Here is an 18,402-nt window from a genome sequence, read left to right on the forward strand (position 1 = left end):
CTACTCCACCGCGCTCAGGATGGCGTCCCAGGCGAGCTCCGACGCGAGCGTCCCGAGGCCGGTGGGCTTGACGCTCACCAGGTCCACCTCGTCCGTGGTCATCGCGAACAGCACGTCGCCGTCGTTCATGGTGTGGAACGGCTGGATGCCGCGGTGCATGGAGCTGTGCACCTGGCGGCCCACCTGGAGCAGCTCGATGTCGGTCAGCTTCACGTTCGTCACCATGACGGTCAGCGTGGTGTTGCCCATGACGGCCGGGGCCGGGTCTCCGACCATCGCGGCGTAGTCGGCGCCGGGGTGGCGGCGGGCGCCGTCCTCGGCGTGGTAGTTGCCGCGCACGATCCCGCCCTGCCGGTCGACGACCGCGCCGACGGCGTTGACCACGGTCGCCACCAGCACCTTGGCCTCGCCGAACGTGCCGAACGCGGCCCCCTGGCCGGCGAACTCGGCCCGGCCGAAGTCCACCTTGCCGGCGCTCGCCGTGCGGCCCGCGCCGCACCGGCCCACCGGGAACTCGCCTTCGACGGCGTTGCGGAGCGCGGCCCGGCCCAGCTCGCCGTCCGGGTAGACGGCGGTCTCCCTGGCCGAGAAGTCGTAGATCACCGCGCCGGACACGAGCTGGAGGTCGTCCCAGCGGGTCCGGTTGTCCCTGCGGGCCAGCAGCTCGTCGCTCACGCCCGCGGCGGCGGCCAGACCGTACACCGAGCCGCCGGCGAAGCAGATGGCGTGGTTGTAGTCGTACCCGCCGCTCATGCCGACCGCGCCGCCGCGCGCGTCCACGGCCGTGCGCGCACCCGCCGGCACGTGGATCACGGTGCACCCGGTTGGGCCCTCCGCGTACTCGGCCGTGCCGACGAGCACGCCGGGCAGGTCGAACGCGACCGACCCGCGCCCGGGGCTGGCCTGCGGGGTCAGCGGCAGGTCCGCGTTGCGCGGGACCCCGGGCGCGAAAGCGGACGGCGTGGCGAGCCGGGGCTCGTTGGTCACAATGCCTCCAGAAGCTGCTTCGAGTACTCGTGGGCGGGTGCCGTGTAGAAGGTGGCGGTGTCGGCGGTCTCGACGATCTCGCCCCTGCGCATGACCGCGATCCGGTCGGCGACGTAGCGGACCGCGCCGAGGTCGTGGGAGATGAACAGGGCGCTGAAGCCGTACTCGGCCTGCAGGTCCTTGATGAGGTTGAGGATCTGCACCTGCACGGAGACGTCGAGCGCGCTGACGGCCTCGTCGAAGACGATGAACCTGGGCCGGGTGACCAGCGCGCGGGCGATGGAGACGCGCTGCCGCTGGCCGCCGGACAGCTCATGGGGGTAGCGCGAGGCGAACGACGCCTCCAGCCCCACGTGCTCCAGCATCTCGGTGACCGCGTCGCCGGCCGGGCGGCCGAGCACGTCCAGCGGCTCGGCGACGCTCTGGCCGACACGCATGCGCGGGTTGAGCGACCAGTGGGGGTGCTGCAGCACGGCCTGCATCCGGCCCGCCAGCTCGCGCCGCCGCTTGGGGAAGGGACGGCCGTCGAACCTGACCGTGCCGGACGTGGGCCGCTGCAGGCCGAGCGCGACCCGGCTGCTGGTCGTCTTGCCCGAGCCGGACTCGCCGACCAGGCCGAGCGTCTCCCCCTCCGCGACGGACAGGGACACGTGCCGCATGGCGTCCAGGTGGATGCGCCGCAGCGGCGGGCCCGCGGCGAAGGTGACGGTGACATCGTCGAGTTCGAGTATCACGCCGCCACCTCCCCCGCGCGGTGGCAGAGCACGTCCTGGTCGCCCACCCGGACCGGTTGCGGACGCTCGTGCTCGCAGCGCTCCTCCGCGAACGGGCAGCGCGGCGCGAAGGCGCAGCCCGGCGACGGCCCGGTGAGCACGGGCGGGCGGCCGGGCACGGGCTCCAGGCGGACGCCGTGGGCCGCGGCGGCGGGCGCCGACCCGGCCAGCGCCGCCGTGTAGGGGTGGGCGGGATGGCCCAGCACCTCGCGGGCGGGCCCGGTCTCGACGACCCGGCCGCCGTACATGACCGCGACCCGGTCGCACCTACGGGCGACGGCGGGCAGGTCGTGGCTGAGCCACAGGATGCTCGTCCCGGCCGCGGCGGCCAGGGAGAAGACCACGTTCAGCACCTCCTCGCGCACCTGGCTGTCCAGCGCGGCGGTCGGCTCGTCCGCGACGAGCAGCTCGGGCTCGGTGGCCATGGCCATCGCGATGGCCACCCGCTGCGCCATGCCGCCGGAGAGCTGGTGCGGGTACGAGCGCACGACGCGGGGGTCGTCGAGCTTGACCCGCCCCAGGTGGAAGCCCACGTCGGCGCCGCGCCCGAGCACCAGGCGGAGCTGGTCGCCGACGCGCATGGTCGGGTTGAGCGAGGCGATCGGGTCCTGGAAGACGAACCCGAGACGTTTCCTGCGCAGGTGACGCAGCCGGTCGGCGGGCAGGTCGAAGACCGGCTCCCCGGCCACCACGACCTCCCCCTCGCTCCGCCGGGCCGCCCTGGGCAGCAGCCGGCCGACGGCGGAGCCGAGCGTGGACTTGCCGGACCCGCTCTCGCCGACCAGGCCGACGGTCTCCCCCTGCGCCACCTCCAGATCGGCGCCGTCCAGCGCCCGGGTCCCGGCGTAGTCGATCACCAGGTTCCGCACCGTGAGCAGGCTCATGTCAAAGACCTCGTCTCCCGGGGTTCGAGCCGGTCGCGCAGCCCGTCGCCCACCACGTTGATCGCCAGGATCGCCGCCACGAGCACGACCCCCGGGCCGAGGATCAGCCAGGGCGCGGCGATCATGTAGGTGCCGCCCTGCTGGATCAGCACGCCGAGCGAGGCCTGCGGCGGCTGCACGCCGAACCCGAGGAAGCTCAGCCCGCCCTCGACCGCGATCCCGACCGACAGCGCGTACGTGCCCTGCACCGCGATCGTGCCCGCTACGTTGGGCAGCACGTGCCGCCCGAGCACGCGTGGCAGCCCGGCCCCGCTGATGACGGCCGAGGTGACGTAGTCGCGCTGCGACACGGCCACGGCGGCGGCTCGCACCAGCCGGGTCATCAGCGGGATCGTCACCAGCACGATGCTGGCCAGCGCCGCCGTCTGCCCGGGGCCGAGCACCGCGGCGACCAGGATCGCGAGCACGATGGCGGGGAAGGAGTAGAGCACCTCCACCAGGCGCATCACCAGCTCGTTCAGGTAGCCGCCGCGGTATCCGGCGATGATGCCGAACGTCGCGCTGAGCGCCGCCGTCACCAGCACGGCGACGGACGACAGCAGCAGCGTCGTGCCCACGCCCTCCATGACGCGCGGCAGCACCGAGCGGCCCAGGTTGTCGGTGCCCAGCCACCAGCCGGGCCCCGGCGGCTGCAGGCGCGGGCCGACGATCGCGTCGGGGTCTCCCCCGGCCCCGACCAGCGAGCCCAGCGCGAACACCACCAGGACCGCCAGGCAGACGAGCCCGCCGATGGACAGCCGGTCCAGCTTCCTCATGAACGCCTCCCCGCCAGCACGCCCAGCCTCGGGTCCAGGACTCCGACGAGCAAGTCGATCAGCACGTTCATCACGATGAACACCGCCGCCGCCAGCAGCACGCCCGCCTGCACGACCGCGTAGTCGCGGCGGCCGACGGCCTGCACGATGTAGGAGCCGACGCCCGGCAGGTTGAACACGTGCTCCACGATGAGCGCCCCGCCCAGCAGGTACGCGGTGATGGTGCCGAGCAGCGTCACCACCGGGGTGGCGGCGTTGCGCAGGATGTGGTGCCGGACGATGAACCACGGCGACTCGCCGCGCCCGACGGCTGCCGTGACGTACGGCTCGACCAGCACCCCGAGCACGGCGTCCCGGGTGGTCCTGGCGGTGACGGAGATGGCGAACACCGACAGGACGGCGGCCGGCAGCACCATCGTGGCCAGGTTCGCGGCCGGGTCCCGGGTGAAGGGCACCCACGTGCCGACCTCCAGGCCGAGCGCGTACCGGGAGAAGACGAACACGACCAGGCTGCCCAGCACGAACTCCGGCACGCTGACGCCGAGCCCGCTGAGCAGCCGCCCCGCCGCGCCGCCGCCGCCCGGCGAGCGGTCTGACTGGGAGCGCACGGCGGTGAGCACGCCCAGGGGCACCCCCGCCAGCGCGCTGGCGATCACGGCCAGCACGGTCAGCTCGCCGGTCACCGGCAGCCGGGCCAGGAGCTCCGTGCCGACCGGCTGGCGGCTGATCATCGAGATGCCGAAGTCGCCGCCCGCGACGGCGGCCAGCCAGTGCCCGTACTGCATGAACACCGGCTGGTCGAGCCCGTAGCGGGCGGCGAGCTCCGCCTTCTGCTCGGCCGTGGCGAACGGGCCCAGCACGGTCTCCGCGAAACCGCCGGGCATCAGGCGCACGGCCGTGAAGATCAGCACGGAGACGCCCAGGAGCGTGGCGGCCGAGCTGAGCGCCCGGCCGGACCACCACATCAGCAGGCGCATGGTTACTGGGTCTTCTTCACGCGGGCGTCGGCGATCAGGCGCAGCACGTTGCCGTACCCCTCGGTGGCGTACAGGCTGGGGCTGAGCGCGTCGGTCCGGAACGCGATCGTGGCCGGGCGGGTGACCAGCGGGATCATCTGCGCGTCGGTGTCGGCCTTGGCGCAGACTGCCGCCAGCGCCTTGTCGCGGGCGGCTCCCGCGGGTTCCTTGCCGGCTGCGTCGATGAGGGTGTTCAGCTCCTTGTCCGGCTTCATGAAGCCGACGTTGAAGCCGGCCGTCTCCGGGTTCCACCACTTGGTGACCATGCCGGGGTCGGCGTAACCGGCGAACCACGACATCGCGGCGTCGAACTCGGCGGGCGCCTTGCCGTACACCTTGCCCGACCAGCTCGCCTCGTCCAGCTGCTCGATCTTCATGGTGATGCCGGCCTGCTGGAGGTTCTGCTGGATCACCTGGGCGACCGCCGGGGCGGGCTCGGTGGAGAAGATGCTGAGCGTGAACGTCAGGTTCTGGGCGCCCGCGTCGGCCAGCAGCTTCTTCGCCTCGTCCACGCTCTTGGACGCCGACGGCAGCGCGGCCGGGTCGCACGCGCCCGGCAGGCCCGCCGGGGTGACGGCCGTCGGCTTGCCCTTGCCGCCGAGCGCCACGTCGGCGATCTGCTTCGGGTCGAGCGCGATGGCGACGGCCTGGCGCACCCTCGGGTCGGCGAACTTGGAGCCGGCCGCCTGGGTGTTGAGCATGAGGTAGTAGAAGTCCGTGGTGGCCTGGGTGACGACCTGGACGTTCTTCGCCCCGGCCAGCATGGTCGCCGAGTCGACGTTGCCCAGCGTGGCCAGGGCGGCGCTGCCGTTCTGCAGGGCGGCGATGCGCGCGGCCTCCTCGGGGGCGATCGTCACGTTGACGGCGTCGGCGGCCGGCTTGCCCTTGGCCCAGTACTTGTCGTTGCGCTTGAAGGTCCACGACACGTCCTGGCGGTGGTTCTCCACCACGTACGGGCCGGTGCCGAGCAGCGTCTTGGCCGGGTCGACCGACTTGTCGTCGATCTCCTTCATGGGCAGGACGGCGGCGGGGATGTTGGCGAGGGCGGCCAGGAACGGCGTGTACGGCTCGCTCAGGGTGACCTTGACCGCGCGGTCGCCGTCCTTGGCGACCGACTTGACCGGGCCGAGCTGGCCGCGCCAGACCGACTTGGAGGCCAGCAGCCGCTTCAGGCTGCCCACCACGTCGTCGGCCGTCATCTCGCGGCCGTTGGAGAAGGTGACGCCGTCGCGCAGGTGGAAGACGTACGTCTTGGGGTCGGGGGTGTCCCACTTCTCGGCCAGCATGGGCTGCACGCTGAAGTCGGGGCCCACCGTGACCAGCGTCTCGTAGGACAGCGAGAGCAGCTGCCAGGTGGTGGCGACGTCGGCGAGCTGCGGGTCGTACCCGGTGGCGGCGCCGCTGTCGATGTGCACGGCCAGGTTGAGCGTGCCACCGGTGGGGAGCGACGGGTCGGCTGTGGCGAGGTAACCGGTCGGATTGGGCTGGTCGGGGGCTGTGGCGGGGGTGGTGGTCGTTCCGGTGGCGGCGCAGGCCGAGGCCAGCAGGGCTGCCATGACACCGCAGGCCAGGCGTATGGGACGCATGGGCCTCTTCTCCTCTAGTGGCAGGAACGTTCGGCGGCGCTCGGCGGGACGTCGAGCGTGGGGTTGCGGTCGAAGAACCCGACCGGCTTGAGTACGAAGCCACACGTGTCGACCGGCATGATCGGCCAGTCCTCCGTGCGGGGGAAATGTGTCAGGCCGAACGTGTGCCACAGCACGATGTCCTGCCCGTCGATGTCGCGGTCGGCCCTGGTGTAGGTGGGCAGGCCCGCGCCGCCGGGATGCTGGTTGACCAGGTCACCGGCAGGATAGCGCTCTGCGGGATGGTACCGCGTCACCCACAGATGCCTGGTCGCGAACTCGGCCCGCCTGCTGATCGACGACTCCGGGTGCGCGAGCAGGGCCGGCTTTCCCTCGGGGTACAGGGCGTAGCCGACCGGGCGGCCGAGGCGGTTGCGTACGTCGGGGTTGACGACATGCCAGGTGCGCTCCCTGGCGAGGTCGGCGTCGCGCCGCCCCTCCCCCTCGGTGCGCAGCCGCTTCACGGCGCGGCCGAAGGCGTTGCCGTACGGGCTCTCGACCGCGACCGCCTCCACCTCGTCGACCGCGTTCGCCACGCCGTCCACCGTCATGTCCAGCCGGGCGCTGAACAGGTGCTGGTGGTACGGCGCCGCCAGCCCCGGCGCGACCTCCGAGCTGTAGGGCGCGGCGCGGTCGTCGTAGGCGCCGGTGAAGACGATGCCGGTGGCCTTGACCTCCAGCTCGATGGTGCCGTCGAGGTAGAGGTACCAGTAGAAGCCGTAGTCGTAGTTGCCCACCGTGACGAAGAACGAGATCACCAGGCGCCGCTGCCTGCGGGTCTCCCTGGAGCCGTTGGCCGGATCGGTGTGCTTCCACAGCACGCCGTAGTCCTCTTCGTGCATGCAGATCGCGTTCGCGATCACCTTGGGCACGCCGGCTCCGTCCGTCACGACGGCGTCGAAGTAGGTGATCTCGCCGAGGCAGTCGCAGCCGAGCTCCAGGGAGTTGGCCAGCTTGCCGAGCTGGTACTCGCCGGTGTCGAAGTAGTTCTGCCAGAACCGGATCGGGCTCGGGTCACCGTAGGGGACCAGCATCTCCGCCACCGACGCCCGGTAGACGATCGGCCTGACGCGGCCGTCGTCCTCGAAGCCGATCTGGTGCAGGGTGAGCCCTTCGCGCATGTCGTAGCCGAGGCGCAGGCTCCACTTCTCCCAGGTGACCAGGGGGCCGTCGACCGTGAAGCTGGGGCCGTCGGGCTGGGTGATGTGGATGGGCTTCTGCGTGGTCCGGTGCGGGCCCAGGTGGTAGTCGCCGGGCTCGGCGGGGATCGGCTGGGGGCCGGTGTCCACGATCTCCATGACCTCGCCCTTGACCAGGTCCACGTACGCGACCAGGCCGTCCACCGGGTGGGCCCACGGGAGGCTCTCGGGCGTGGGCATCAGGTGCGCCAGCACCCTCGCCACCCGCCGGCCCTTCTCCTTGGGGAGTCCGAAGTTGCCCGCGCTCAGCGCGGCCAGGTAGACGCCCGCCGGGTCCTCGATCCCCCGGCGCCGCAGCGCCTCGGCCCAGGCCGGGTCCTCCCTCAGCACCCGCCTGACCAGGGCGTGCTCCTCGTCCAGCATGGGCACCTGGCCGTCGGTGACCGGGTCGATGGGCCTGCGTTCCTCGACCGTGGCCGCGCCGATCGACACGATCACGTCCTCGGCCGTCTCGGTGGCCAGGTCCAGGAGGAACGCGCGGGCCCGGCGTCCGACGGGGGCGCCCGGCTCGTACGCCAGGACCTCGCCCTTCGGCGGCTCCTCGAGGCCGAGGTAGGACACCCGCACCGTGTCGGTCAGCAGGCCCTCCTGCATCAGGATCCGCCTGACCTCGTCGATCTCCTGCGCGGCGAGGGGGTCGAGAGGATGGGGGTGCTTCCCGGTGGTCAGGTGCAACGCTCCGCCCCTTTCTGATGCCGGAACGTTCCGGCAAGGTTTGGGCTAACTTAGTTGCGACCCCCGGACGGAGACAAGACCCAACCGCCACCCGAAACAGACCGTTTACCGAAGCCCCCACCACCCACGCGGACCTCCGCCCGCCCCTGGGTCGCGCCACCCGACGAGGGAGAACACCGGACGGGCCCGGCACCTCGGGAGACGCGCAGACCGTCGGACGACCCCACCACCCGTGAAACGCGCAGACCGCCGGACGGACTCGCCACACGCGAAACACCGAGACCACCGAAGAACCCCCGCCACACTGGAAACGCCGAAACCACCGGAGGGCCCCGCTGCGCGAGACGCGGAGACCGTCGGGCGGTCCGGTGGGGGCGCGGCGGCTCGCTCGGCGGAAGTGGGCGATCAGGGCCGCTAGCATCGGGGCGTGCGAGCAGACGAGGAGCGCGAGCGGGCAGGCGTGCGCACGGAGGAGCCGGTCACGATCCTCACCGTCGCCAGGGAGGCGGGGGTGTCGAAGACGACGGCCTCCGACGCGCTGCGCGGCTCCGGGCGAGTTTCGGAGCGCACCCGGGAGGCGGTCGCGCAGGTCGCCGAGCGGCTCGGCTACGTGCCCAACGGCTCGGCCAGGCACCTGCGCAAGGCCAGCACCGGCACCATCGGCCTGCACGTTCCCGAGGTCCTGACCCGCTCCTCCTACTACATGTCGTTCGTGTTCGGCGTGGTGGAGCAGGCGGCGCGGCACGACTACGACGTCACGCTGATCACGTCCGGCCAGCGCCGCTCACGGCCGCCGCGCGTGGACGGCCTCGTGCTCGGGGACCCGCTGGGAGGCGACCCCGTGGTGGAGAGCCTGATGGCGACGGGCCTGCCGACGGTCTCGTGCGAACGCTTCCCCGGCTCCCGGCAGGCGGACGGCGTGGTGTGGTCGGAACACGCCTCGATGCTGGGCCGCCTCCTCGACCACCTGCGCGAGTCGGGCGCGTCACGGCCGGCGCTCATCGTGGCCGGGGACGAGAGCGACTGGGCGGCCAGCGTGCACCGGGGCTACCTGGAGTGGTGCGCGGCACACGGGGTTGTGCCGCTGGTGCGACGGGTGTCCTTCGACGCCTCGGGCGACGAGGTCCGCGCCGCCGCCCGCGCCCTCCTCGACACCGCCGGGGGTTCCGGCCGAGGCGCCGACCTAGGGGCTGAGCAGGGCGACGACCGTCCAACCGGCCGTGGGGTCGAGCGGGGTGAAGGCCGGTCCATCAGCCGGGACGCCGGTCAGGGGCTGGATGAGGCGGGGACGGCCTTGGGGCGGGGCGGGGATGGGCCTTTGGATGCCCTGGTGTGTGCGCCGGCCGGGGCGGCGACCGAGGTGGCGCCGCTGCTGCGGGAGGCAGGCGTGAACGTGCTGCTCGCCTCGTGCGTCGACAGCGCCGCCACCCGCCAGTCCGATCCGCCGATCACCGCGATCGACCTGCGACCGAAGGAGGCGGGGGCGAGTTGCGCGGAGTTGCTGTTCGAGCTGCTGTCCGGGGCCGCGCCCCTGGGCACGGAGCGCGTACACCCGATAGAGCTCTCCATCCGCGCCTCGACCCGCCCCCGCCCGTAGCAGCGGCTCAGCCGAAGTTGACGTCGCTGCAGAAGTAGAACGACTGGTCCATGTGCGAGGCCTGCCAGATCGTGTAGATCACGTGACGGCCGGTGCGCGAGCCCTTGCTGATGTTGTTGATCATGTACACGTCACCGGGCGCGTACTTGGGGGTCGTGCGGACCAGCTCCAGGTTGTTCCAGCCCAGGGGCGTGGTGAGGGCGTTGTAGCCCTGGCGGGTGATGTAGACCCTGATGTAGTCCGCACCGTGCCTGGCCTGGTCGCTCAGGCGGATGTTGAAGGTGCTGCCGGTGAGGTTCGCCATCGTCCATGCTCCCGGCTTGTCCATGGAGCGGTAGCGGCCGCCTTCGGTCAGGCCGGCGCTGCACAGCTGGCCGTTGGGGATGACCGCCTCATGGTTGCCGGCGACCCCGTTGCGGTAGAGGCCGTTCCAGTTCCACATGGCGTTGGTGTTGTCCTGCCACGCCTGCCAGCACATGGGGTCCTGCTGCTGCATGGCGGGGTTCTGGAAGTCGTTGCCCCAGCGCAGCCAGCAGCCGTAGTTGCGGGAGGCGGGGTCGACGACCGAGCCGTGTGCCGAGGCGGACTCGGCCAGGGGGACGGCGAAGATCATCGCCGTTGTCAGCAGCACCGCGAGGGCGCGCCGCGCCCAGCGGTGGGGTCCGGCTTGGGGCATAGTGCGATCTCCGTGTTCCGGTCGGGGGGATTCCGGGAAGGGGAGCGCTCCGCGAGGCGACCGTATCTGACCCCGCAAGTACACACAAATGACGGGCTATGTCAGCTCATGGTCATCACCCCGCATACCCAGGTCGGCGTGCCAGATGAGCAGCGGAAAGGGCTTTCCCATCAACCCGGCAGATTGACTGAAACTTTCAGTTATGTCCGATCCGGATGGGATGTATCAATATGTGATCGACCCAGAACTCAAAGTGATGAGAATGGGGGAAGTAGCATGTGAGCGAGGGCAAGGTTCCCGATACTTGGTGGGTGACCGCAATGGCGACGATCGAACCGGCGGGACGCACAGCATTTCCCAGTGCGCCGTTCACTGTCGACGACCTACTCAAGCTCCCGGACGACGGGAACCGCTACGAGCTCTTCAACGGGAGCCTACTGGTGAGCCCTGCCCCCACAGTCCTGCACCAGATCGCCATAACTTATGGGCTGCTTCTCCTCAAGCATGCGGCGCCACCGCAGATGGAGGTGTTGACGACCGTCAATCTAAAAGCCACCAATCAGGACGTCTACATCCCTGACCTTGTCGTCGTGCCCAAAAAGAGGTCGCGAACTACCGGGCTCATGTTCTCGCCTCAGGACGTCCTGCTCGCGGTGGAGGTGGGCAGCCCGAGCACCAAGATGCGGGACAAGGTTCTCAAAGCCGAAGCGTATGGAGACGCGGGCATCCCCGTTTACTGGCGGATCGAGCCGGAAGAAGGGCCGACACTCTGGGTCTACGAGCTCAAAGACGAGTGCTATGACACGCCGGTCCGCTACAAGGCCGGCACGCTCGCGAGCTTTACCTGGCCGTTCCCTGTCAGCTTCGACCCTGCCGAACTGCTCGGCGACTAGCGGCGCTCATCTGGAGCGGTGGTGAGCCAGAGGCGGAGTAAGTGGCGGCGGCGGGACGGCTCGGGGTGGTCCTCGTAGGCGGTGCGGCTGTGCAAGGTCACGTGGTTGTTGAGGAACTGCAGGTCGCCGGGCCGGAAATCCATGGTGAGCGTGAAGCGGGGGTCGTTGGTCAGGTCGTCGAGGAGGGACATGGCCTCCTCCTGCGCCGGGGTGAAGGGCGGCACGGTGGCGCCGCGCTGGGCGGAGCGTAGGTAGTCGGGGCCGTACGCGATGGACACCCCGCCCCCGGGGCGAGCCGCGCAGATCGGCTTGGTGTAGAAGCTGTCGGGGCCGTCGCCGGTGCGGCGGTCGTGCCACCACGGCTCGTAGAGGACCTCGGCCAGGTCAGGCCGGGTGCGCACGACCTCGTTGTGCACCGCCACGGAGCTGACGACGGCGCTGAGCCCGCCGGATTTCGCCGGACGGACACAGAGGAGGGCCACGACGTCTGTCGGGTCGCTGTGGTAGCCGAGCCGGCCGCTGTGCTGGTAGCTCTTGGTCCGCGCATGGGACGGGTCGGCGCCGGTGTCGCGTACGTGCATCAGCGGCGCTCCCTCCGGGGGCTGCGGGACGATGCCGCCCACGTGGGAGGCGAGGCCGAGGGCGGCCGTCTCGCACTGGCGCTCGCTCAGCCCCTCGACGGGCACCCCCTGGATCAGCGCGAAGCCGCGGCCGTGCGTGAGCTCGTCGCGCACCCGGCGCAGGACGGGGCCCAGCGTCGGCAGCCGGAAGCTCTCTCGCGACACCTCGCTCCCCGCCGCGAGCACCCCCTGCCGACGCGCCTCCGTGACCTCACTCCCCGCCGCGTGCACTTCCCGCCGGTGCGCCTCCGTGACCTCGCTCCCCGCCGCGTGCACGGCGGCGAGCACCTCCTGCCGGTGCGCCTCCGTGAGCCGGATCCGCCAGCTGTCGTCGCCTCTCAGCTCCGACCCCAGCCACTCCCCCGGTCCCAGCACCTCCGCCACCGCCATGGCGTCACACCACCTCTCGATCGGCAGACCGTTCGAGAATCACCTTGCCCTTCCGGATCGCCCCGGGCAGCCCCGCATCGCCCACGGCATAACGTCTTCACCCAGGGCGGAACTCGTCGGACGGCGTCGCCCGGGCGGCCAGTGAGGTGTAGACGGTCACCTCGTCCGGCTGGACCAGCCCGTCCTGGATGGCGCAGATGAGGAGTTTCTCCTTGGTCGGCGCGGGGCGGCCGGCGGCGGCGTACTTGACCCTGGCGCGGTCGATGTACTGGCGCACGGTGCGCTCCTTGATGCCCATCCTGGCCGCCACCGACGCCTTCGACATCGACTGGAACCAGAAAAGCAGCGCCGCCCGCTCCTTGTCGGACAGCTGCGGCCGGTGCGGGCCCTCGTCCGTGGCGATCGCCTGGGCCATGGGCGGCGTGACGGACGGCCGGTCGGCCGCCACCTCCAGGATGGTCTCCAGGCAGGACTCCCGGGTGGCCCGGCCCTTGCCGATGAACGCCGACGCCCCCGCGTCCAGCACCGCGCGCACCGTCTCCGGCTCCTCGTGCTCGGAGAAGACGATGACCCGCTGGCCGCCCGCGCACAGCTCGGCGACCCGGTCCACGACCATGGTGCCGTTGAGGTTGAGATCCAGCAGGAGCACGTCGGCCTGCACGCCCCGTACGGATTCGATGGTCGGCCCCTGCGCGACCAGCTCAACCGGGCTCGGCGGCCCGAACCACGACCTCACGCCGTCCACCACCACCTGATGGTCCTCCACCAGGGCGACCGTCACGCGTCCCGCCGCTCCGCCGGCGGGCCCTCCCAGATGCTGTTGACCCATACCTCCCCTCCCTGCCGCTGATAGGTGACGACGACCCCGCTCGGCTCCCGTACCGGGGTGGCGCTGACGGGCAGGTCGTCGTTGTCGGCCACGACGGCCACGCTCACCATTGTGGACATCGCGGACACCGTGACCCTGGCCCGCGATCTCGCCCCGTCCAGCGCCCGTACGGGTGCTCTGAGCAGATCCTCCCGTACGCCGTCCGGCAGCGCGGGCATGCGTTCCCCGAACGGCGGCGCCGTCACCAGGACCTGGCGCCGCTCGGCCGCGTCGATGCGCTCGCGCAGCACCGAAACCAGCTCGTCCGGTACGTCCTCCCGCTCCGTGATGAGCCGCCGCAGCCGCATGGCCCCGGCAGTGCAGTCCTCGCGTACGCGGGGATCCCCCGGGTCGGCCCCGTCGGCGAGCTGTTCGAGCAGCGTCTCCGCCACGTCACGGATCGCGGCGTAACGGCGGATCCGGTCGGCGTGGATGCGCTGGGCGGACTCCCGCCAGGCGTCGTCGGCGGCCAGCCGGCGGGCCAGCAGCGCGGCGTCCTCGGCGCGGACGCGCAGCGTGTGGCAGCCCGCCGCGTAGCCGAGCTGGAGCGTGATGCTCCCCACCATGACCATGAGGTATTTGGCGATGGAGACCCGGTCGTCGGTCCCCGTCACGATCATCGCCGTCAGCATGATCCCGGCGTTGAGCGCGAGGAACGCGATCAGCTCGCGCCGCCAGGCCGGCCGGTTCCACAGGAGCAGGACGCCGACCCAGCCCACCGAGCCCCATCCCCAGTCGCTGGGGCCGAGCAGGTCCTCGGGGCGGCAGGACACGATCACCGCGATGTCCGCGGCCAGCACGACGGCGGCCAGCGCGCGGGCCCTGGCCGGCCCCTCGAACGCCGTGACCAGCGATCGCGCCGCGATCACGACGACCGCCGTGTAGGCGATCCAGGCCACGGCCACCAGCCACGGCCAGCGGAAGGTGGGCCAGCCCGAGACGGTGACGGTGAGGTCATAGCCGGTGTGCCAGACCGCGGTGATCACGACCGCGCCGATCGCGGTGTAGCGGGCGTACCGCTGCGCCACCTCTTCGATGTCATCGGTCATGGCCGCCCCCAACGCCGCGAGCCGCCCCCCGGGCCGCAGATGCCGCCGGTCATGGCCGCCACCACAGGCTCACCCGGGTGCCCTGGTCGCCGGACCGGATGTCGGCGCCCGCGTTCGGGAGCGAGCGCATCGTGTCGAGGATCGACCCGCGCACGCCGAACCGGTCGGACGGCACCCGTTCCATGTCGAAGCCGCCTCCCGCGTCCGCGACCTCCACCCTGATCTCGCCGTCGGACCGGATGGAGACCAGCTCGGCCTCGCGCACCCCGGCGTGCAGCGCCACGTTGGCCAGCGCCTCGGTGACCGCGCGGGCGAACCGCTCCGCGACCTCCCCCGGCACCGTCTCCGGCGTCAGCCGCCTGCGGACGTCCAGCCCCGTCACCCGCCCGGCCACCTCGTCGAGCAGGGCGTCCAGGGCGATGGGCGCGGACTCGGCGCTCGGCCGGTCACGCAGCTTCTCCAGCGCCGCCAGGTCGGCCACCGCCTGCCGGCGCAGGGTGGGCGAGAGCCTGTCGTACGTGCCCAGCCCGACCATCGTCAGCGTGTGCAGCGACGTCTCGTGGACGCTGCCGACCTGGCGCAGCTCGTCCTCGCGGCGCAGCCGCTCGACGATGAGCGCGATCTCGGCGCGCGCGCTCTCCCGCAGGAACGCGTCCGCCGAGGCGGCGGAGCGGCGCAACAGCGTCATCAGCAGCGCGATGCAGAGGATCTGCACGAGGTGGATCCCCAGCGTCCCGGCCACCTCCTGATACGGGGCCGCCAGCCGCATCCCGGCCAGGTACGCCCCCGCCACGACGAGCCCGACGGACACGGCCACCCACGGCCGCCACGTGACCCCCGATACGACGATGGTCATCGTCACCAGCCCCGCGATCCAGCTCGACCCGCCCTCGAGCGCGGCCCCGCCGACGAGATGGCCCTGCGCGAGGCAGAGTGCGACGGTGATGACCGCGTCACCGGCCACCAGCCAGGCCGGAAGCCGCCGGCCGCGCCAGGCCACCCACAGGAACAGCCCTGTCCACACCAGGTCGACCGCGAGCGCGGGCGCCAGCCAGGCGACGGACACCGGTGGAACGGCGCCGAGGGTCGCGGCGACGATCGCCACGAACCCCACCACACCCCGTGCCCCCGCACCGGTGCGCGCGATGGTCCGCTCCATGTGCCTGGTCGCGGAGTCGTATCTCGTGGAACCGGGGAGAGACATGAGCCGCCCGCTCGCGATGACAGCACAAGACGGGCTTCACAATAACGTAAGAGCGTCTGTGTGGCGCCGGGTGGAGACATGGATCGCATCGTCATTTCCCTCGTGCCGGCTCTGCTCGCGGTGTTGACCGCCTCCCCGCACCCTCGCTCCCCGCGCGTCCCGCGGCACGACGGCTGATCGGCCGTCATTCGCTACGACGGCCGATCAGCCGTCAGTCGCGTCCGCTCGGCAGCGCGTGTACTGGGCTGCGGGTCGCGACGATGCGACGAGAGGGGACCTCATGACCTTGCTGGTGATCTCGATCCTGGTCGGCTGCCTGTCGGTGATGACGGCCCGCGGCCGCCGGGGGAACTGGCCGCCCGGCATGCCGGTGGCCCGGCCGCGCCTGGTGGCGGTGGGGGGCACGTACGAGGGCTCACGCGGGCGGCCGTCGGACGCGTACGTCATCCAGGAGCGGCTGGTCGCGGCGGCCCGCGGCGCGGCCGGCGGCGGGGCGGCCCACACGGCCGCGGCCCTGGCCCTGGGTGCCGTGGTCGGCGCCAGGCCGAAGTACCAGGAGAACCTGGACGAGTGCGCACAGGCGGCGCATCGCGCCGTGCGGACCGCGTCCCTGCGCGGCGGCGCGGGGTCCGCCATGGTCACCAGCCTGGACGTGATCGTCCTCGAACCGGGCGAGAGCCCGCGCCTGCGCTTCGCGCACGTCGGCGACGGCGCGATCTGGCACTGCCCGAAGGGCGGGCGACCGCAGCAGCTCACCACGTCGCACTCCTTCGGCGACGGCCCGCCGTTACGCGGGATCGGCTTACCCTCGGAGCTCAACCCCGAGGTCGGCGCCGTTCCGCTCCGTCCTGGCGACCGCGTCGTGGTCGTCACGAGCGGCGCGATCAGGGCGCTGGGGGCGGCGCGCATGAAGGAGCTGGTCACCGGGGGGATGTCGCCGAGCGCGTGCCTGGACCGGCTGTACGACGAGATGGCCGCGGCCGACCCCAAGGACGACGCCACGGTGATCATCGCCGACTACGCCACCGCCTGAGACGCCCGCGCGGCCCGGGATCCAGGTGGCGTGCCGATTTCGTGGTAGGGCCGCCTCATGAGCCGATGACGCTGGTGGGAAGCTCCGGTCTCGCGTCCGTCCAGCCGGAGGCGGTCAGGGCGGTCCACGAGGTCAGTGCACGTGTGTCCCGTTCCTCCGCGGCCAGCAGCCGGCCCGAGGTCTCGTCGATGACGATCCGCCGGCCGCTGCCCGACAGCTCGATGCCCGTCCCGGCGCGTCCGATCGGGTCGGTGGTCGCCCCGGTGTTCCGCATTCGCGGCACGTCCGCCAGCACGCGGTAGAGCGCGGCGCGCAGCCGGGGAGTCGTCGGAAGTTGCGAGAGCAGGCTGGTGGCCTGCGTGTACAGGGACTCGTCGTCGGCCCGCTGACCACTTCTCCGGGTCCACCCCTGGAGCACCTGCCGGAGCTTCGCCACGTCGGTCGGCAGGTTCATGACCTCCTTCGTGGTGACGTGGGTGGATCCCACCTGGGGATAGGAGACTTCAGGAGCGAGCTCGTCGTCGAGCCGTACGGCGAACGGCGGCGCCGGCACCACACCTCCCACGCCGGGAACGCCGGGCCCTTCGCAACCGCCGAGCCGGTACGCTCCCTGCCGCCGCCAGGTCTCCTCGTCGGCCTCGGTGAGCGGCTTCCCTGACTGGGCGGTGACCACGAGCCAGCTGGGATCCCGACCCGACTTCGCCATCCAGACCTCGTGGGTGCACGTGACCCGGTAGTTGACCAATCGAGGCTCCATGCCGGCGGGCGCCTCTCCCCCCGCCCCGACAGCCATGCTCTGACCGATGGTGTGCCAGTACCGACCGGTCGCCGGGTTCGCGTTCTCGATGCGATCCGCGGCGGCGAGCAGCACCGTACGGGCGGGCTCCAGGGAAGGCGTAGCGCCCTCGCTCCGGACCAGGACGACGGCCGCGACCGCGACGGCCGTCGCGACGGAGGCGAGCCGGAAGGCGGTCAAGAGGCGCGGCCGCCTGCGGCCGGGCTCTGCCGGCGCCTCGGCGGCCGCCATGACCAGCAGGTCGTCGGCGGACACGCTCGATCCGCGGTCCAGCGAGGCCGGTCGCGCCATGGTGAGCAGGCGCATCGCGTCGGGCTTACGGCTCATCGGGGTCCCCTCCCTGGAACGGTCACGGGCTTTCGGGATGCGGCGGTGTCCGCGGCGTCGATCGCCGACTGCAGCCGGCGGCGCGCCCGATGCAGCCGGACGAAGAAGGCGGCTCTGGTGCAGCCCAGCACCTGGGCCGCTTCGGCGGTGGACAGGCCGTGCCAGGTGGTCAGGGTCAGGATCTCCTTGTCGTCGTCGGACAGGGTGGCCAGCGCGCGGAGCACGGTGAGCCGCTCGGTGGCGTGTTCGCCCACGTCGGCGACGGCCTCCGTGATCCACGTGCGCAGCTCGGCCTCCAGGGATTCACGGCGGGCGGCCTGCCGGAAGTTGTCGCGCAGGATGTTGCGGGCGACGCGGAAGAGCCATTGCAGCTGTGCCTGGTCGGGGATGTCGTCGAGACGCCGCCAGGCGACCAGGAAGGTCTCGCTGACCACTTCCTCCGCGAGTTGGTGCCCGGCTCGGCCGGCCGCATAGCCGTACACCCGCGTTTGGTAGGTGTTGTAGAGCACGGTGAAGCGCTCATGTCGGTTGGGCAAGCCCGTTCCTTCGGTCGGGAACACGTCTTTCATGGCGTATGTGGTCCGAAGGAAGGATTTCTTACATCCCCGGCTTAAGCTCGTGAGCGTGACCGTACTGCACGGCATCAACCCCGATGTCCCGCATTCGGCCCGCGTCTATGACTACTGGCTGGGCGGCAAGGACAACTTCGAGGCCGACCGCCGGACGTCGGCACGGGCATCCCGACCCAGGGCAACACCCACGAGGTCGCGCAGGCGCAGGCGCCGGACGCCCAGGACGGGCGAGCGGATCACCCGCTACTTCGACGGGTTCGACCTGGTGGAGCCGGGGCTCGTGGCGGTCTCGGAGTGGCACCACACGCCGCTCTTCGCCGACCCGGCGACCTGGATGTACGCCGGGGTGGGCCACAAGCGCTGACCTCCGCCGACGCCGAACCCTGAGAGCGAGCTGTGGACC

At 71.6% G+C, this 18,402-nt stretch carries 18 protein-coding genes; 4 read left to right on the top strand and 14 right to left on the bottom strand.

All coding sequences use genetic code 11. The features are described from left to right. Genes ACWDRB_RS42240 through ACWDRB_RS42270 form a run of 7 tightly spaced genes read right to left on the bottom strand, consistent with a single transcriptional unit; the run spans position 1 to position 7,974 of the window. Positions 1-987 (bottom strand): P1 family peptidase, encoded by a 987-nt coding sequence (locus ACWDRB_RS42240; protein ID WP_449903690.1) that lies wholly within the window; start codon positions 985-987, stop codon positions 1-3. Then, positions 984-1,721 (bottom strand): ABC transporter ATP-binding protein, encoded by a 738-nt coding sequence (locus ACWDRB_RS42245; protein WP_449903692.1) that lies wholly within the window; start codon positions 1,719-1,721, stop codon positions 984-986. Before ACWDRB_RS42245 ends, ACWDRB_RS42240 begins: the two co-directional genes overlap by 4 nt. Beyond that, positions 1,718-2,644: an ABC transporter ATP-binding protein gene (locus ACWDRB_RS42250; protein WP_449903694.1), complete on the bottom strand. Its 927-nt coding sequence runs from the start codon at positions 2,642-2,644 to the stop codon at positions 1,718-1,720. Before ACWDRB_RS42250 ends, ACWDRB_RS42245 begins: the two co-directional genes overlap by 4 nt. Beyond that, the gene (locus ACWDRB_RS42255) at positions 2,641-3,459 is read right to left on the bottom strand and encodes an ABC transporter permease (protein ID WP_185072287.1); all 819 of its coding nucleotides are present in this window, start codon (positions 3,457-3,459) and stop codon (positions 2,641-2,643) included. The genes ACWDRB_RS42250 and ACWDRB_RS42255 overlap by 4 nt, the downstream gene beginning before the upstream one ends. After that, the gene (locus ACWDRB_RS42260) at positions 3,456-4,436 is read right to left on the bottom strand and encodes an ABC transporter permease (protein ID WP_449903697.1); all 981 of its coding nucleotides are present in this window, start codon (positions 4,434-4,436) and stop codon (positions 3,456-3,458) included. The genes ACWDRB_RS42255 and ACWDRB_RS42260 overlap by 4 nt, the downstream gene beginning before the upstream one ends. Before the next feature lie 2 nt (positions 4,437-4,438). Then, positions 4,439-6,061, bottom strand: coding sequence for an ABC transporter substrate-binding protein (locus ACWDRB_RS42265; RefSeq protein WP_449903699.1), 1,623 nt, complete (start codon positions 6,059-6,061; stop codon positions 4,439-4,441). A gap of 14 nt (positions 6,062-6,075) precedes the next feature. Beyond that, positions 6,076-7,974 (bottom strand): primary-amine oxidase, encoded by a 1,899-nt coding sequence (locus tag ACWDRB_RS42270; RefSeq protein ID WP_449903701.1) that lies wholly within the window; start codon positions 7,972-7,974, stop codon positions 6,076-6,078. Positions 7,975-8,401: 427 nt separating this feature from the next. Between ACWDRB_RS42270 and ACWDRB_RS42275 the strand changes: the two genes are divergently transcribed. Next, on the top strand, positions 8,402-9,571 hold the full coding sequence (locus tag ACWDRB_RS42275; RefSeq protein ID WP_449903703.1) for a LacI family DNA-binding transcriptional regulator: 1,170 nt from the start codon (positions 8,402-8,404) through the stop codon (positions 9,569-9,571). Between the two features lie 7 nt (positions 9,572-9,578). Here the strand turns inward: ACWDRB_RS42275 and ACWDRB_RS42280 are convergent, their stop codons facing one another. Next, on the bottom strand, positions 9,579-10,247 hold the full coding sequence (locus ACWDRB_RS42280; RefSeq protein ID WP_449903705.1) for a lytic polysaccharide monooxygenase auxiliary activity family 9 protein: 669 nt from the start codon (positions 10,245-10,247) through the stop codon (positions 9,579-9,581). A gap of 278 nt (positions 10,248-10,525) precedes the next feature. Here ACWDRB_RS42280 and ACWDRB_RS42285 point away from each other — a divergent pair, with 278 nt between their 5' ends. Further along, the gene (locus tag ACWDRB_RS42285; RefSeq protein ID WP_449903707.1) at positions 10,526-11,140 is read left to right on the top strand and encodes a Uma2 family endonuclease; all 615 of its coding nucleotides are present in this window, start codon (positions 10,526-10,528) and stop codon (positions 11,138-11,140) included. Here the strand turns inward: ACWDRB_RS42285 and ACWDRB_RS42290 are convergent. The 4 genes from ACWDRB_RS42290 to ACWDRB_RS42305 all read right to left on the bottom strand — a co-directional run bounded on the left by ACWDRB_RS42290 (position 11,137) and on the right by ACWDRB_RS42305 (position 15,226). Continuing rightward, positions 11,137-12,150 carry a TauD/TfdA family dioxygenase gene (locus tag ACWDRB_RS42290; protein ID WP_449903709.1) on the bottom strand — a complete coding sequence of 338 codons (1,014 nt, stop codon included), beginning with the start codon at positions 12,148-12,150 and terminating at the stop codon, positions 11,137-11,139. The genes ACWDRB_RS42285 and ACWDRB_RS42290 overlap by 4 nt on opposite strands. A gap of 97 nt (positions 12,151-12,247) precedes the next feature. After that, on the bottom strand, positions 12,248-12,931 hold the full coding sequence (locus tag ACWDRB_RS42295) for a response regulator (protein WP_355201169.1): 684 nt from the start codon (positions 12,929-12,931) through the stop codon (positions 12,248-12,250). Then, complete coding sequence (locus tag ACWDRB_RS42300; protein WP_449903711.1) at positions 12,928-14,067, bottom strand: hypothetical protein; 1,140 nt, start codon at positions 14,065-14,067, stop codon at positions 12,928-12,930. Before ACWDRB_RS42300 ends, ACWDRB_RS42295 begins: the two co-directional genes overlap by 4 nt. A gap of 49 nt (positions 14,068-14,116) precedes the next feature. Then, positions 14,117-15,226 carry a hypothetical protein gene (locus ACWDRB_RS42305; protein ID WP_449903713.1) on the bottom strand — a complete coding sequence of 370 codons (1,110 nt, stop codon included), beginning with the start codon at positions 15,224-15,226 and terminating at the stop codon, positions 14,117-14,119. 325 nt (positions 15,227-15,551) lie between these two features. Here ACWDRB_RS42305 and ACWDRB_RS42310 point away from each other — a divergent pair, with 325 nt between their 5' ends. Further along, on the top strand, positions 15,552-16,304 hold the full coding sequence (locus ACWDRB_RS42310) for a PP2C family protein-serine/threonine phosphatase (protein ID WP_449903715.1): 753 nt from the start codon (positions 15,552-15,554) through the stop codon (positions 16,302-16,304). A 55-nt stretch (positions 16,305-16,359) separates the two neighbouring features. On the opposite strand, the gene ACWDRB_RS42315 is transcribed toward ACWDRB_RS42310, so the two are convergent. Next, positions 16,360-17,427 carry a CU044_5270 family protein gene (locus ACWDRB_RS42315; RefSeq protein WP_449903717.1) on the bottom strand — a complete coding sequence of 356 codons (1,068 nt, stop codon included), beginning with the start codon at positions 17,425-17,427 and terminating at the stop codon, positions 16,360-16,362. Beyond that, positions 17,424-17,963: an RNA polymerase sigma factor gene (locus tag ACWDRB_RS42320; RefSeq protein WP_449903720.1), complete on the bottom strand. Its 540-nt coding sequence runs from the start codon at positions 17,961-17,963 to the stop codon at positions 17,424-17,426. Before ACWDRB_RS42320 ends, ACWDRB_RS42315 begins: the two co-directional genes overlap by 4 nt. Before the next feature lie 88 nt (positions 17,964-18,051). Here ACWDRB_RS42320 and ACWDRB_RS42325 point away from each other — a divergent pair, with 88 nt between their 5' ends. Continuing rightward, entirely contained in the window at positions 18,052-18,363 is a 312-nt protein-coding gene (locus tag ACWDRB_RS42325) for an SAM-dependent methyltransferase (RefSeq protein WP_449903723.1), read from the top strand. Positions 18,364-18,402 lie beyond the last annotated feature (39 nt).

This window comes from Nonomuraea sp. NPDC003707 (genome assembly GCF_053587055.1).

Bases quoted from the DNA above. Each gene is read 5' to 3' on its own strand.
- ACWDRB_RS42250 (WP_449903694.1), bottom strand. From the start codon at position 2,644: ATGAGCCTGCTCACGGTGCGGAACCTGGTGATCGACTACGCCGGGACC.
- ACWDRB_RS42255 (WP_185072287.1), bottom strand. From the start codon at position 3,459: ATGAGGAAGCTGGACCGGCTGTCCATCGGCGGGCTCGTCTGCCTGGCG.
- ACWDRB_RS42260 (WP_449903697.1), bottom strand. From the start codon at position 4,436: ATGCGCCTGCTGATGTGGTGGTCCGGCCGGGCGCTCAGCTCGGCCGCC.
- ACWDRB_RS42265 (WP_449903699.1), bottom strand. From the start codon at position 6,061: ATGCGTCCCATACGCCTGGCCTGCGGTGTCATGGCAGCCCTGCTGGCC.
- ACWDRB_RS42280 (WP_449903705.1), bottom strand. From the start codon at position 10,247: ATGCCCCAAGCCGGACCCCACCGCTGGGCGCGGCGCGCCCTCGCGGTG.
- ACWDRB_RS42290 (WP_449903709.1), bottom strand. From the start codon at position 12,150: ATGGCGGTGGCGGAGGTGCTGGGACCGGGGGAGTGGCTGGGGTCGGAG.
- ACWDRB_RS42300 (WP_449903711.1), bottom strand. From the start codon at position 14,067: ATGACCGATGACATCGAAGAGGTGGCGCAGCGGTACGCCCGCTACACC.
- ACWDRB_RS42305 (WP_449903713.1), bottom strand. From the start codon at position 15,226: ATGGAGCGGACCATCGCGCGCACCGGTGCGGGGGCACGGGGTGTGGTG.
- ACWDRB_RS42310 (WP_449903715.1), top strand. From the start codon at position 15,552: ATGACCTTGCTGGTGATCTCGATCCTGGTCGGCTGCCTGTCGGTGATG.
- ACWDRB_RS42315 (WP_449903717.1), bottom strand. From the start codon at position 17,427: ATGAGCCGTAAGCCCGACGCGATGCGCCTGCTCACCATGGCGCGACCG.